This window comes from Paenibacillus andongensis (genome assembly GCF_025369935.1).
Taxonomy (GTDB): Bacteria; Bacillota; Bacilli; order Paenibacillales; family NBRC-103111; genus Paenibacillus_E; species Paenibacillus_E andongensis.
This window is the reverse complement of sequence record NZ_CP104467.1, coordinates 4,750,984-4,765,573: the sequence shown is the minus strand read 5'-3', so window position 1 is coordinate 4,765,573 and position 14,590 is coordinate 4,750,984. Positions and strand designations below refer to the sequence as shown.

The window sequence follows — 14,590 nt, the reverse complement described above, 5'->3', positions numbered from 1 at the left end:
AATGAGAGAGAAAAGACTTACGAATGTTCAGCAATTATTCCCCAGTGAGGATGGAAACCAACAAACGCGTCAACTGGTTTTGCGGCTCATTGAACAATTAGTAACAGGAGTGGATGATCTCAAAAATCCGGACGGCGTCAATCTTAAAGGCGAGAAAAATCGAACAGGGACTTTCTATAACAATCTTATTCGAGATAGCTCCATCCCTAATGGCAGTGTCCCCCTAGAGGAAGTTAATACAGAGTTATTGAAATTGCTGCATGATCATCCCTATCATACGAAAAATTTCTTGACGAATATTTTACCGATGGCTAGCATCCCGGGTATTATGGGCATGATTGCGGCGTTCTTGGTTAACGGCAACAATTTATGGGATGTATACGGCCCAGCCGGAGCTGAAGCGGAAGTTAGGGTAATCAGCATGATGTCCAAATTAATAAGCTATGATGCGCTGAAAAGCGGCGGGTATACGACGTGGGGCGGACAAGGAGCTGTATTCTCAGGACTCCGGATAGCGATCGCCAAATTCGTTCCGGACGCCTTGCAAAAAGGTGTTCCCGATAACTTGTATGCTTTTTGTTCCGATGCCGCTCACTACAGCTTGTTTAAATCTATGGAGGCAGTAGGCATTGGGAGCGATAAATTGGTCAGAGTTCGCACGAATGCAGACAGCTCCATGGATGTGAATGATCTCAGAGTGAAAATGGAAGAAGTGATCGCACGGGGTGGGATCCCGATTTACATTGTAGCTACGACAGGAACGACGGATGCCATGGGGATTGACGATTTGGAACAAATTTATGCTGTGTCTGACAAGCTAGCCGTTCACCATGGGTTACATAGACCGCATATTCATGCAGACTCTGCATTAGGTGGCTTCTTTGCATTCTTTAATGACTATGATTTCAACGCCAATCCACTCGAATTTAAGAAAGATGTCGCTCAGGCTTTAATGGCTATCCAAAGCAAGATGAGGCATTTGCATTTGGCCGACTCGCTTTGTTTTGATTTTCAAAAGCTAGGGCAAACCCCTTACCTGACTAGTCTGTTCCTGGTCAAGGATGCCGCCGATTTAACACTAATGGATCTGCATTCGGATGAAACCCCCTATGTAGGACATCGGGGATACGGTCAGTATCATACCGGATATACGTTGGAGTGTTCGCGCATGGCTAGCTCCATCAGTATATACAGCGCATTGCTTGCATTCGGCATTCAAGGGTATCAGCAATTGCTAGCCCAGTTCGTTGAGGTTAATCTTGCTTTCAGGGAAGCGCTGCGCCAAGAAATTCCGCAAGCTGAAATCGTTAATAACGACAACCCTGGCATTATGACACTTTTTCGTATATATCCGGAAGAAAGCCCACATTTTCAGGAAGAAATTTCGGGTACATGCACGGTTAAGGAAATTGAACGGAATAATAAATTTAACGAGCGTTTGTTCGAAATGTTAGGGAATCATCGCGACCGTATATTTTTTGGTGATACCAAAAAGCATCTGCTCGTTCAAACGAAGGATGATTGTTCTGTTGCTCTATACGCGACAAAGATTTTTGTAATCTCCCCTTATACGGAGACCAAACATGTACATGACATCGTTCAATATTTGAAGGAAACTGTAGCGCAAGTCTACGAGAAATATTCGGAAACATCGATTTTAAGCGGGAGGTAATTGAAGGTGGCAAAGCATGCTCCAACAAAAATAATAAACTGGTTCAGAGGGCAAATCGCGGTAAAGATGACAAGCAGTATCATACTGCTGTTGATATTTGTTTGTGCGGCATTCTCCGTCTCTGGCTATTTGACCAGCAAAAAATTAACAACGAAGCTTGAAGATCAATTCGTTTTGAGATTAACGACCAATATTGAAAATGTTTCGAAATATTTGACATCAATTCCCGAACATGCGGATGAAATTACAGGCAAAGATAAACCGGCCTATACCAAAATTAAACAGCAATTTGAACAATTCAAAAAGCAAGACTCTCTTGAGAATGTTTATGTCCTGCAGAAAGTTCAAAATAAAGATCAAATTGTCATTTTAACCGGCGTTGATGAAGATTACGGCTCCGAGTATCCCTTTACACCTGAGATGAACAGCGCGATCAAAGAAAATAAATTAACGATCAGTGAGATTTACAAGGATGAATTTGGCATACATAAATCCGTCTTTGTTCCCCTCAAAAACGGTAAAGGCGAAAACGTCGGAATTGTCGGCATTGATTTAGACGCCTCGGTCGTTCCCAAAACGCAGCAAGAATTGTTATGGACAACCTTTACGATTACCTTGATCGTTATCGTTCTAGGCGGCCTGATTGCTTATTTCATAAGCCGAAGTGTGACGAAACCGGTCAAACAATTGATGCGTGTAACTGAGAAGGTTGCTGCCGGAGATTTGTCTGCACAAGTCTCGATCCAGCGAGTAGATGAGATCGGTAAATTGGCAAATGCTTTTAATGAGATGCGTCAGAATTTAGATTCTCTAATCCGTCAAATATTTTCATCCTCCAACCTCATTACCAATACAAGCGCGCAATTGTATCAGTCTGCGGACGAATCCAGCTCAAGTGCTGGTCAGGTTGCCGTTTCTATGAACAGTATGAACGAAGGGGTTGCTGAAGTTGTTTCTTCCATTTCAGAGAGTACTTCATCCATCGTTGAGATCAATACGGAATTATCAGAAGTAACATCCGAAGTCAAAGAGATGCAGGAGATGGCCCATAAGGTAGGTGCACAATCTGCAGACGGCCAGCAGCTTGTTGAGAAGACATTACATCAGATGAATGTGATTCAGAAAGAGATGAAGCATTCCCAAGAAGCCGCGCAGCAGCTAGGGAACCGCTCGAAGGAAATCGGAGAAATTATTCATATCATTACCGAAATTGCACAGCAAACGAACCTGCTCGCTCTGAATGCATCCATTGAAGCGGCACGGGTTGGCGAACAGGGGAAAGGATTTGCTGTTGTAGCTGGTGAAGTGAAGAAGCTGGCGGAGCAATCGACGAAAGCCGCAAGCTCGATCACCGAGCTCGTTTCCAGTACCCAAAATGACAGTCTTCTTGTCATGGAGAGCATTGTTCAGGGGAACCAAGCTGTCGAACAAGGTCAAAGCTGGATTAACGATACGTATGAAAATTTTAAAGTTATTTTTAATGGTATTTCCGTTTTCACGAGTCGGACGGATCACTTGATCGAGACTTTAGAGAAGGCGGAAAGATCCTTTGAGACTATTTCTAATGCCATGCAGAAAATCTCAGGAATTACCGAGGAACAATCTGCTGGCTACGAGGAAGTGGCGGCTGCGGCTCAAGAGCAAAGTGCTTCCATTCAGGAGATTACTTCGGCTATTCGCCAGCTATCAGATATGGCTGCCCATCTGCAAGGCTCTGTTCAAAATTTTAAGATTACAGATTAATTTAATGTCTTCCTTTAATAGATAACTTGCCAGCCTAGAGCTGGCTTTTTTCATGTCATAAAATCGTAATCATCCATAGGCTAATGATCTGGTACTAGGAATAGATAGTACTTCTCAAACTGAACATCTCTAGTACAATTAGAAGTAAGGGAGAGGGGGAATATCATCATGAAATCCAAATTTATTGCGATTGGGCTAGGCTATGTATTGGGAGCTAGTGCTTTACTAACCGCCATTGTATATTTTTTTGCTACGAACTGGGAGAAATTAAACCGCTCTGAGAAATTTATTCCTATCTTTGTTCTCATTATGGGATTTTACGGCTTATCCGTATGGCTTTCAAGTCAAAATGGCAGGCAGTTTCTAAGCAAACTAAGCCTTTTTGCAAGCTGCATATCCTTCGGTGTTGGTGTTGGACTCATTGGGCAAACCTACAATTCTCATGCTGACAGTTACAGCTTATTCGCCATATGGTTCATTCCGGCATTTTTACTTGCCTTATTAACCAGATGGCAGCCTTATTATGTACTTTCCTATATTTTAGGTCATCTCGCTTATGGGATTTATTTCTTTGGGCGTTGGGGAGTGAGCTCAGATGCGGAAATCATCCAAATTGTCATCTGGCTCGGAATCGCCATTGCGAATGGCATCTTGTATGTTTTGACTGAGAAGGGACGATTGCACTCGCCATTTCTCAAATGGATCTCTTTTCAAGTTGGGATGGCAGTTTTAGTCGCAGCTTCAAATTCGCAAACGTACGAAAAGTACGGTGTCTTTATGAACTTACCTTTAATCCTAGTACTTGCGGTAGCCGTTTACTATACACACAAGACAAGGAACAAAGCTTATCTACTGTTTGCCGGTCTGTGGGTTTCGATCACAGTGACAGTCAAATATATCGAGCTTATTATCCAGCATTATAACGAGTTCTTTTTCATTGCCAGTTTGTTGTTTATTATCGTGTTCATCTTTGCGAATGTGAAATTCATGAACTTTATTCGCTCTTGGAATCCTGCATCCAAGCAGTTGAATCTTGAAAACAGCTCAGAACTAGAAGCTGCGGATCAAGCGAAGCCTGATGGAGATTTTACCAAATGGCTCGTCCGTGTCCTTACGGTTTCGGTCATCATTATTGGTTCGCTTCTAGGAAGCTTGACGATCATTGGGATCGTTACAGTTGTACTAGGAATTGATGAACCGGAGAATGTGCTTATAGGTTTTGGTATTGTAACTGTCATTGCGATGATTATAGCGAAAAAACTAAATTCATTAGTGCGATACACGATTCTCATTAGTGGCTTGCTGCTTGGCGCGGGAGCGGCTGTTTTTAAGGAGAATGTTCCTATTCTCTTGGTTTTCATGGCTCTTACAATTGCAGCTTTTATCTACATTGCTGGGTTGGTACATCGTATATTCTTTTTCCTTGCCGCTGTCATTATTGCTTCCTTCGTCCTTTTCAATTGGATCGATAGCGGAATTATTGTTCTTACCGTACTCTCCGGCTTATTATTCGTTATGTTTGCCAGTGGTCAGATCATAGCAAATGCGGGAGTCAGACAACCTATTCGTTACAGCAGCTTTCCTTCATTTCTGCTAACTTTGTTTGCTTTAACCTTTATGGCGGAGTCAGCTTGGTATTATATCGTCAATGTTCTGTTCTTTATCGTCGTTATTCTTGCCATGGTCATTAGTAAACAATTGCACATCAAATGGATTTACGCTTGGTCGATGGGCTTCTGGATTGCTTTCCTGGTATACAAATACTACGATCTGGCCTGGAAGCTTCTGCACAAATCGATTAGCTTCGCTGTCATCGGGATTTTGGTTCTTGCCTTTACGGTATGGTATGAAAAAAGACATCGTTTGGAAGCGATTGAATCAATAGAGGTTAACTCTAATTATGCAATGAACCGCTGGATTATTTCTCTGTTAGTTCTACTGCAAGTCATGGCCATGTCCTTACAAATTGGTAAAAGTGAGTGGCTGCTCGCTCACGGACAGCTGATTAAGCTGCAGCTTAAACCGATTGATCCACGTTCTCTCATTCAGGGTGATTATGTACGATTACGCTATACGATATCTGAGCCGGAAATCTTTGAAGTGATGAATCATGCTTCCAGTTCTAAAAAGAAAATTACAGTCGTTCTCGCTCCGAACCAGGCGACAGGTGTATATGAATATCGTCGCGTATATACAAAAGGGGAAACTCTTGCCCCAGGAGAGGTTCGCTTGAATGGCAGAGTCGGTTATGAGGGTATTGAATACGGGATTGAGACTTATTTCATTCCAGAAGGAACAGGCCATGAATATGAGCGGGATGCCAAATTTGCTGAAGTAAAAGTTTCTGCTGGTGGCGATGCGATCCTTGTGCGTCTATTATTACAACCAAGTGTTGTCCAATAATGATTATTGTGGTAAAATTACCCGATCTTTGCTTAAAAGAGAGGGGTATCCGTTGTCATGTGGCTCATATTTTCAGTTCTTGCGGCTGTCAGCTTCGGGCTGCGGGGCATTCTATATCATTGGACCAGTCAGCAATCGCTCGATCGGAATGTGCTGCTATGCGGCACATTTTTCATGGGGGCGCTCGTCAGCATTGGCTGCGCCCTTATTTCACAGCAACAGTGGACAGTGTCTGCTCTGATTGGTGTTCAGATGGGGTTGTTCTCCTTTGGAGCCAATGCCAGTATGTTCAAAGGCTTTGCGGTTGGCAAAGCCTCGTTAGTTGCCATCCTCACCGGTTTACCATCGGTTGTTGTGGTCTTTGTCGCATTTCTGCTTTGGGATGAACGACTCAATTTATGGCAATTCTTTGCCTTCCTTGTCATTGTTGTGGGTATATTATTTGTTCGTTACTCGAATGATATTACATTAAAGAATCTGCAAGGAGCTGGATGGGGAGTACTTGCTTTGTTTCTTTTTGCCGGGAATGATTTGTCCAGCAAATGGACAACCATCGTTTCTGCACCATTGTTTCCAACGCTATTTTTTATGTTTGCAACTGGGACATGCTGTTTTGGATTGTGGTGGTTGAAGGACAGGGCAAAGGATAACGGCAAGGAAACTGCGCGAGCCAGTTGGACAGAACGAAGAACCTTCCTGTTTGGGATGGTCGTCGGGATTACGAACGTCATTGGTATGATCTTCATTATTCATGCGTTCGCTCATGGGAAAACGGGGTTAGTTTCCGCTGTCGTTGCACTTAATGTATTGATTGTCTTATTGTATACACGCTTTGTTTTGCGGGACAAATTCTCAATAATGGAACAATCCGGTCTAGCTTTAGCATTCATTGGCATTATGATGATGAAATTAGTTGCATCTTGACAACGTAATATTATTGCTGTAATATTCAGTAAATTCTTAATTTCATAAGCAACATTGGTGAACAGGACAGTAATTCTTGTCGGACAGTCGCAGCGAGCCGGAGCAGGTGAGAACCGGTACGAATGTCAAGAGTGAAGCGGGCCTGGGAAATGGTCTTCCGAATGTAAGAAGTAGGGAGATCCGGCATAAGCCGTTATCGTTGGAGTGGTTAAACCAATGGTTTAACACTTAGAGTGGTACCGCGGGAATGAACAGCTCTCGTCTCTTATTGTAGAGACGGGGGCTTTTTTGCGTTTTCCCGTAAAATTAGCTTCTCATCATCCTTTTAAGGAGGAATTGTCCATGATTCAGCAGCTTCTTACTCATGAAATTGAGTATCATGTAGGTGTTTTATTTCAAGAGTACGGATTAGAACAGCCTGCGACTCTGAAAATCTTGATCGAGCACCCAGCTCATCTTGAGCACGGTGATTACAGCACGAACGTAGCTATGCTTTTAGCAAAAATAGCTCGTAAAGCTCCTTTGCAAATCGCACTAGAGCTTCAACAACGCATAGAAAAGAGCGGCTCTGTTCAGGGCTTATTCGCCAAAGTAGCTGCGGTGCCGCCGGGGTTTCTGAACTTTTATCTAAATTGGGACACCTGGTCTTCTGGTTATTATGGAACTGAAAAAGGGCTTGTTGACGAAAGAAACAAAACAAAAATTTTGATTGAGCATACGTCAATCAATCCCAATAAAGCTGCTCATGTTGGCCATTTGAGAAATTCCTGTATTGGTGATTCGTTGTCACGCATGCTCTCACAAGCAGGCTACCAGGTAGAGGTGCATAACTATATTGATGATCTGGGGAATCAACTGGCAGATACAGTGGTGGGCATTCTTCAAACACAATCAGATGAGAATTTTAAGCGTTTTGGCGACTTTTGTTGGGAGACCTACGCGAAGGTGAATCAGGCTTACAAAGTGCAGCCGGAGCTTGTAGCTCAGCGTTCTACCGTTCTACATGCACTAGAGAGCGGGCATTCCAATCTTGCTTGGATGGGTGCTTTGGTAGCGGAAAGGATCGTTCGCGAGCAGTTGGAAGAAATGAAGCAATTCGGCATTCACTACGATGTACTGGTTTGGGAAAGCAGTATTGTGAGAGCGGGACTCTGGGATTCGACCTTCGAACTGCTGACGCAAACAGACATGTTTCATAAGGTGACGGATGGGAAATTGGCAGGCTGCTGGGTGCTGAAGAATCTAGAAGAAGGGGCTGTTACAGCTGGGGAAAGCACGGATTATCAAGGGGATAAAGTGCTTGTTCGTTCCAATGGTATTTTAACGTATACAGCGAAGGATATTGCCTATCATCTATGGAAATTCGGTGTGCTGCCGAATGATTTTGTCTATAAAAAATGGGAAGACGGACTGTGGTCCACAGCTTCCCAAGGCAGGAAGAAATCGATCGGGCAAGCGGATATCGTCATTAATGTCATTGACTATCGTCAGCAATACCCGCAGGAGATGGTGAAGCTAGCACTAGAAGTGCTGGGCTATGAGCAGCAGGCGAGTCAGCTTAAGCACGTGAGCTACGGAGTCGTTTCCTTGAGTCCAGATACTGCGGCAGGACTGGGGATTGACATTTCGGATGCCAAAAGCTCCTATGCGATGTCTGGGCGCCAAGGAATTGGGATTAAAGTCGCGGACCTACTTGATCACATGGAAAGGGTCATTGACGCTAAACGCTCAAGAAAAGCGGGGATTTCCAGCAGATCGATAGCTTCAGCTGCGATCCGATATTATTTGCTGAAATATCAGCTGCAGACGGAAGTTGTTTTTGACTTAGAGCAAGCGACGGAAATAACAGGGAACACGGGTGTCTACTTGCTTTATGCCTACACAAGAGCAAATCGTATTTTGGACAAAGCGAAGAAAGATACTCGTCATCTTAGGATGGAGGCTAAGTTCGATGGGACTCTTTTGGAAGATCAGGAATACCAACTTTTGAGACACATCGCCTATTGGCCCGAAACACTGGAAACGGCTACTAAGCAATTGGCGCCTAGTTTACTGTGCCATTATGCCTTCGAGCTAGCTTCGCTTTTTAACCACTTTTACAGTGTTTGTCCGGTCTTAAAAGGAAGTGAAGAAAGCATGTCCCATCGACTTTGGATCACACAAACGTATAAAGACACCATGCATCAAGCATTGGAACTACTGGGTATGCCGACGCCAAAACGATTGTAACTAGAAAAACGATCGAATGCACCCTATGTACTCGCCGAGACAACCTGTCACTCTTGCGCATAATCTACAGCAATATGTAGCTGTTGTTCATGCGCTCAAAGAGGAGGAGGAGCTCGTCTATGCTTAAATCTCACGTGAAAACGTATAGATACCGTATTGGCAAAAAGCATGTAATTGTCATTCATATTTATCAAACGGCAAAAGCGACGGCTAAGCAAGGCAATGTACTTGCAAGCAATGCTTTAAATATTCAAATTTTCAAGAAACAGAAAAAGCGCTGAACGCTCTTCCCCTGTAAGCAGCATGATTGCGAATACGGTTTGGGGAAGGGGGTGATTCTGTATGCGGCGTAAATCAGTCAAAAAGGTGAGCTTCAGCAATGGAAAAACGAAGGTAAGAGTAGGACAATCCGCTAGTGCAACGATCGGTCAAGGAGGCAATGCCATTTCGATTAATGCTTCGGAAGTCGGGGTTGTTCGCATTCGTCCTTAAAAATGCAACATAAGCTTTCTGATCTTGAGCAAATGCGGTACAATAGGAATATTCGTGCCAATTTGAATGATTCAGGAGGCTTTAACCACAATGACAGAAAAAGATATCGATACACAAGCTCCAGTAGATAACGAACAAGAACAAGATCAAGAACGCGAGCAGGCCCAAATCATTATGACTTGGTTTCAGCACATTCAAGAAGTAATGAAAGATCAATTTCCTGAATATGAAGTAGATGGGCAAATCGGCAATAATCCGACTTACGGTCCAATGTTTGCTTTCACACTTAAAAATGATGAAAAGTCCACATCCTGCGGATTTTTCTTGAATGAAATTATGAGAAACTTCCAAACGAATCCGAATGCGGGGCTGTGGTTATCGTCCTTCTTCGTCGACTTGCTGAGAAGCCCAGAAAATCATCCGCTGCCGAATCCTCCGCAATCGGAAGATGAAGCCAAAGAGCTGTTGGATAAACATATTGTTCCTTATTGCGCGTCTACTGTGCGTGAAGAATTCCCTGACCAAAAGATCTATGTTGACTTGGAGCTTCATGAGGAGCATGGTCCAGTCCTGGAGGCAGGCTTCGTAGCTGTTGAAGATGGCAATAATACGTGTGCGCTTCCTTTGCAATATTTAATGACGTTATATTTATTGAATCGTGACCCGGCAGAGCCTTTAATTCAAGCGATGTATCGCTTATATGAAGAAAATAATCTAGGTCAATAAGGTTGAGAAGTGAACAGCCAGGAGGGTTTCCTCCTGGCTGTTTTGTTTGGTTATTGGGAGCTAAGAATGGCTAGAGTAAGCCACCCTCTCTTTCATACAAGCTCGACAAACCCAAGTAAACGTCAAAGTTCACTTCCTACAGACGGAGATACTCCTCATAGCTTTTAATAATCGGAAGTGCAGAGATGGAACCAAACTTCACATATTTCATCGCGTGCGACGTATTAAAAAGCACAACGGAATCACTCGGACGCAACCATCCGCTGTCGCAGAGAGCGAGCAGACCTGCCCAAGTTGCCGAGCCTTCGGGGGACGAAGAGATGCCGAGCGAACCTAGCGTGAGAGTGGCCTCGGCGATTTGGCTCTTGGACAGGGCGATGGCTGTGCCGCCGCTTTGTTCCACAATCGACAGGATGAACGCCAAGTCTGGCGGATTCGGTACGCGCATGCCTGTCGGACTTGCTTCTACTCCGGCAGCTTGTGCACTCTCAGTATGGCTGCATGCTAGGCCGTCTACAATTGGCTGGCATCCCTCTTCCTGCACACAAACGAATCTTGGCATGGGACCGTCAATCCAGCGGAGTGCTTTGAGCTCCTGGTATGCTTTCCACATGCCAATAATACCGGAGCCGCCACCGGTAGGATAGATGATGACGTCCGGGAACGTCCAACCGAGTTGTTCGGCGAGCTCAAGTCCCATTGTTTTCTTGCCTTCTACACGTCCGGGCTCCTTCAGTGTTCCAATGTTAACCCAGCCCTGATCTTGTTTACCAGCTTCAATGATAGCTGCTGCATCATGAATAAAGCCATCGACGAGGAAGGTGGCTGCTCCATATAACGGACATTCGTCCACAATTAATGGCGGGCAATCCATGGGAATAAAAACGGAAGCTTCGATCCCGGCACGTCCTGCATAAGCGGCTAATGCACCCGCGGCATTTCCATTGGATGGAACGGCCGCTTTCGTAGCCCCCGCTTCCTTGAGTAAGGAAACAGCGACGGAGAAGCCTCTCGACTTAAAGCTCCCCGTAGGGTTCTGCTCTTCTCTCTTAATCCATAGATGTTTAATAGGCAGTTTCTGCTCCCATTCCTGCATACGCAGCAGTGGTGTCCAGCCTTCGCCTAAGGTGACGATACAATCAGGGTTACTCACTGGAAGCAATTCATGATATCTCCACATCGATGGGTAGCGTGTTTGTAAAGCTTCCTTCGTTAACGTTCTAGCTATGTGCTCCAAGTCGTAATCGACTAATAGAGTGCCGCCGCAATCGCATTTCATTTCTTGATAGCGGAAAGGGAGCCTTGCAGAACATCGTGAGCAATAAAGCCCTAATCGATTCATCTCCGGGCCTCCTCAAAGTTTTCAACAGGAAAACTATCGTAGTTGTAATTTGAGTATTGCTGCCTCAAACTCTTATTTAGACTATTACCAAGAAGTGAGGAAGGAAACGGCTTGTGTCTTTTGATTTATTTTATTTTCTAATTTATTCTTTTTTTGAGTCATTTATTTCTTGGTTTGGTTTTGCCAAATGACTTCATCTTGTGGAACATCGATTTATCCTTCAGTTTCAAAAACAGCTCAAGCATAGGAATAAAATTAACCTCAATAATCCATACATTTCCATCTTTGTCCAAAGCCATATCAATTCCCATCGTCCGCACCCAAGGGTAATAAGGGCTTAATTTCTGAGCTGCATGTAGAGCAACTTTATCGAGCTGTGAGAGGAGGTCATTAGCCCGCATCTTTTTGAGCATCGAGTTTTTAAGAACTTGCTCCACCGATACGACTTTACCGCTGCTCAGGCGAATATTCGTTACGATATAACCCTTCCCAGCCACTTTGGCCAGCTTACCGGTTACTTCCCAAGGAGAATTGAGCCGGCGCTGCACCATCACTCTGAGATCAAAAGGGCGGTCATTCACAGTGGCAAGTGGAATTCGCTGCTGAATAATGTTGTTCTTGCTCGCTTGCTTTTTGATATAAGCGTTTAATTGGCTGTGTTGGGTGAAGTTTTTCTTCGTAGCGCCATCCTGTACCTCATATATGGAAGAATCCATCTTTTTAATCCGAATGACACCGTGGCCCCCATAACTTCCAGTCGGTTTAATGATGACCTCACCGTATTTTTTTATCAAGCGCCAGAAAGAGCTCTCTCGCAGCCATGCTGTTTCTGGAAGATTCACTCTCAGTTTAGACGATTTCCGCAGCAGCTTATATTTGGTCCATTTGCTTGTGTTTGGTTTAGTCATTGGGTTTCACTTGTTTGAGAATAACGAGATCATGTTCTTCAACTCTGAGCAGCTGATTGCGTTCATCAACGAAAACCACTTGAGGTTTGAGGCCGTTTATTTCGGTTTCATTCATAAGTCCCATACTAAGAATAATAACGAGGTCGCCAGGAGCAAAAAGGTGGGCAGGGGGACCATTCAAACCGATCTTGCCGCAGCCTTCAGGCGCAGGTATCGCGTATGTTTTCCACCGAGTAGCGTTTCGCAGACTAGTAACTTGAACCATTTCATAGGGTAAAATATTCGCTTTGCGCATCAATAAACCATCTATGGTAATGCTTCCCACGTAATCCAAATCGGCTTCCGTTACCGTCGCACGGTGGATCTTCCCTTTACACATTAGTCGCTGCATTTGCAGTAGCTCCTTTATCATCACATTGGGTATTCATCACAAAGTATGCCTAAGGCCGGTCTCTAGGTGTAGGCTAAAGTCTATTTCCCATTTAAAATGGGTAAATGTCACGTAGAATTATGGCTGTGATATACTAATTAAACGGATATATGTAAAACTTCGGTAGTTGGGAGTGAAGCGTTCTGCAGCCTATTCTGGTCATTGAAAATCTACATAAGAAGCATCCAAACGAAGGGCTGACGCCTTTAATGGAGCAAATAAGTGCGAACGTATTGTCCAAAGATCGTATCGCGATTCTGGGTCCTTCCGGCCAAGGGAAGAGTACACTGCTTCGAATTTTGTCCACCTTGGAAAGCATGGATGGCGGAAGCTTATCCTTGCATGGACGACTTGTTGCGAGCTGGGGACCAAGTGAATGGCGGAAGAGGGTCTGCTATGTCCCCCAACAGCCGGTTATGCTGCCTACTACGGTTGCTGACAACCTAGCTTTGGTAAGTAAACTGCATCAGCGTAATTTCGATAAATCATTGGCGCTAAGCTTGATGGAGCAGGTTGGCCTCGGTGACCTGAATTGGTCTCAGAAGGCGGCTGATTTATCTGGAGGACAGAAGCAGAGGGTTCAACTCGTGCGGTCAATGCTGCTAGGACCGGATATCCTCTTACTTGATGAAGTAACTTCTGCGCTGGATTCGCACAGCAAGCAAGCTGTAGAAAATACACTGATGAATTGGCTTGATGAGCGGGAAGGCGGGCTTATTTGGGTAACGCATGAAATGGAGCAAGCCAAAAGGGTTGGCAATCGGTTCTGGTATTTGAATCGTGGATCATTATCTGAATCTGTACCGGAAGACACGTTGGAATGGTCGGATTCATCCTTAATTGAAGGGGGAATGGATTCGTAGTGTCTACGCTAGCTTTAGGCTTTACATTGACCTTTGTCATGATTACGATGGCCTTATCGAAATGGCAGAAGCTTGGGCTTGAGAAGGACATTGCTGTGGGAACCATTCGTGGAGCCTTGCAGCTGTTGTTCATTGGGTATGTGCTTCATTTTGTTTTTCAGACGGAGCATTGGGGACTTATCTTTATGATCATTGCGATTATGATTGTGGTTGCTACACACAATGCGGGCAAACGCGGAGAAGGGTTAAAGGGGATAAATTGGAGAATAGCGGCAGCTATTGCTGTAACGGAAACGTTAACAATGTCACTTATGCTCGGTTTACATATTATCAAGCCAACGAGCCAATTCATTATCCCAATTAGTGGGATGACCATTGGTAGTTCGATGATCGTTTGTGGTTTATTTTTGAATCAAATGAACCGTGAGGTGCAATCGTCACGCGGGGAAATTGAAGCACTGCTTGCTCTCGGATCTTCGGTTAGACAGGCGATTCAGCAATCACTGCAGCGCTCTGTCAAGGCCAGCATGATTCCGACGATTGACGGAATGAAAACAGTTGGACTCGTTCAACTTCCTGGCATGATGACGGGGATGATTATTGCAGGCGCAAATCCTGTGGAGGCGGTTCGTTATCAAATGTTGATTCTGTTTGCTTTCACAGCAGCAGCGGCTATTACAAGTATCATATTGAGCATACTTAGTTATAAATTGTGGTTTACTCGGGAAATGACGCTGAAATAAAGGAGCGGATATTTCCTGGGGAACCGCACAAAACGACATGATGTGAGAGCAGCAAGAAGCGTCCGATTGGTTTACTCGGACGCTTCTTTGTATGGATGAACGGTTGCTGCTGCAC

Annotated in this window: 13 protein-coding genes and 1 other annotated feature; of the genes, 10 read left to right on the top strand and 3 right to left on the bottom strand. The window is 44.4% G+C overall.

The genetic code is table 11. From position 1 onward, the window contains the following. Position 1 precedes the first annotated feature (1 nt). The 8 genes from NYR53_RS21835 to NYR53_RS21800 all read left to right on the top strand — a co-directional run bounded on the left by NYR53_RS21835 (position 2) and on the right by NYR53_RS21800 (position 10,189). Positions 2-1,672, top strand: coding sequence for a pyridoxal phosphate-dependent decarboxylase family protein (locus NYR53_RS21835; protein ID WP_261301270.1), 1,671 nt, complete (start codon positions 2-4; stop codon positions 1,670-1,672). A gap of 6 nt (positions 1,673-1,678) precedes the next feature. Beyond that, positions 1,679-3,415: a methyl-accepting chemotaxis protein gene (locus tag NYR53_RS21830; RefSeq protein WP_261301269.1), complete on the top strand. Its 1,737-nt coding sequence runs from the start codon at positions 1,679-1,681 to the stop codon at positions 3,413-3,415. Positions 3,416-3,583: 168 nt separating this feature from the next. Beyond that, a complete protein-coding gene (locus NYR53_RS21825) occupies positions 3,584-5,818 on the top strand; it encodes a GDYXXLXY domain-containing protein (protein WP_261301268.1) in 2,235 nt (744 codons plus the stop codon). Positions 5,819-5,875: 57 nt separating this feature from the next. Beyond that, the gene (locus NYR53_RS21820; protein ID WP_261301267.1) at positions 5,876-6,742 is read left to right on the top strand and encodes an EamA family transporter; all 867 of its coding nucleotides are present in this window, start codon (positions 5,876-5,878) and stop codon (positions 6,740-6,742) included. A 48-nt stretch (positions 6,743-6,790) separates the two neighbouring features. Beyond that, positions 6,791-7,011, top strand: a binding site (T-box leader). A 73-nt stretch (positions 7,012-7,084) separates the two neighbouring features. Next, a complete protein-coding gene (locus NYR53_RS21815; RefSeq protein WP_261301266.1) occupies positions 7,085-8,971 on the top strand; it encodes an arginine--tRNA ligase in 1,887 nt (628 codons plus the stop codon). A gap of 119 nt (positions 8,972-9,090) precedes the next feature. Then, on the top strand, positions 9,091-9,252 hold the full coding sequence (locus NYR53_RS21810; protein ID WP_261301265.1) for a hypothetical protein: 162 nt from the start codon (positions 9,091-9,093) through the stop codon (positions 9,250-9,252). A gap of 61 nt (positions 9,253-9,313) precedes the next feature. After that, positions 9,314-9,463: a hypothetical protein gene (locus NYR53_RS21805; RefSeq protein ID WP_261301264.1), complete on the top strand. Its 150-nt coding sequence runs from the start codon at positions 9,314-9,316 to the stop codon at positions 9,461-9,463. A 90-nt stretch (positions 9,464-9,553) separates the two neighbouring features. Continuing rightward, positions 9,554-10,189 carry a hypothetical protein gene (locus NYR53_RS21800; RefSeq protein ID WP_261301263.1) on the top strand — a complete coding sequence of 212 codons (636 nt, stop codon included), beginning with the start codon at positions 9,554-9,556 and terminating at the stop codon, positions 10,187-10,189. Between the two features lie 136 nt (positions 10,190-10,325). On the opposite strand, the gene NYR53_RS21795 is transcribed toward NYR53_RS21800, so the two are convergent. From NYR53_RS21795 to panD, 3 genes are all read right to left on the bottom strand, one after another. Beyond that, entirely contained in the window at positions 10,326-11,531 is a 1,206-nt protein-coding gene (locus NYR53_RS21795) for a threonine synthase (protein ID WP_261301262.1), read from the bottom strand. 158 nt (positions 11,532-11,689) lie between these two features. Beyond that, entirely contained in the window at positions 11,690-12,439 is a 750-nt protein-coding gene (locus tag NYR53_RS21790; RefSeq protein WP_261301261.1) for a YheC/YheD family protein, read from the bottom strand. Beyond that, a complete protein-coding gene (gene panD, locus NYR53_RS21785) occupies positions 12,432-12,830 on the bottom strand; it encodes an aspartate 1-decarboxylase (RefSeq protein ID WP_261301260.1) in 399 nt (132 codons plus the stop codon). The genes NYR53_RS21790 and panD overlap by 8 nt, the downstream gene beginning before the upstream one ends. Positions 12,831-13,078: 248 nt before the next feature. Between panD and NYR53_RS21780 the strand changes: the two genes are divergently transcribed. Then, complete coding sequence (locus tag NYR53_RS21780; RefSeq protein WP_261301259.1) at positions 13,079-13,732, top strand: ABC transporter ATP-binding protein; 654 nt, start codon at positions 13,079-13,081, stop codon at positions 13,730-13,732. After that, complete coding sequence (locus NYR53_RS21775; RefSeq protein WP_261301258.1) at positions 13,732-14,475, top strand: ABC transporter permease; 744 nt, start codon at positions 13,732-13,734, stop codon at positions 14,473-14,475. The genes NYR53_RS21780 and NYR53_RS21775 overlap by 1 nt, the downstream gene beginning before the upstream one ends. Positions 14,476-14,590 lie beyond the last annotated feature (115 nt).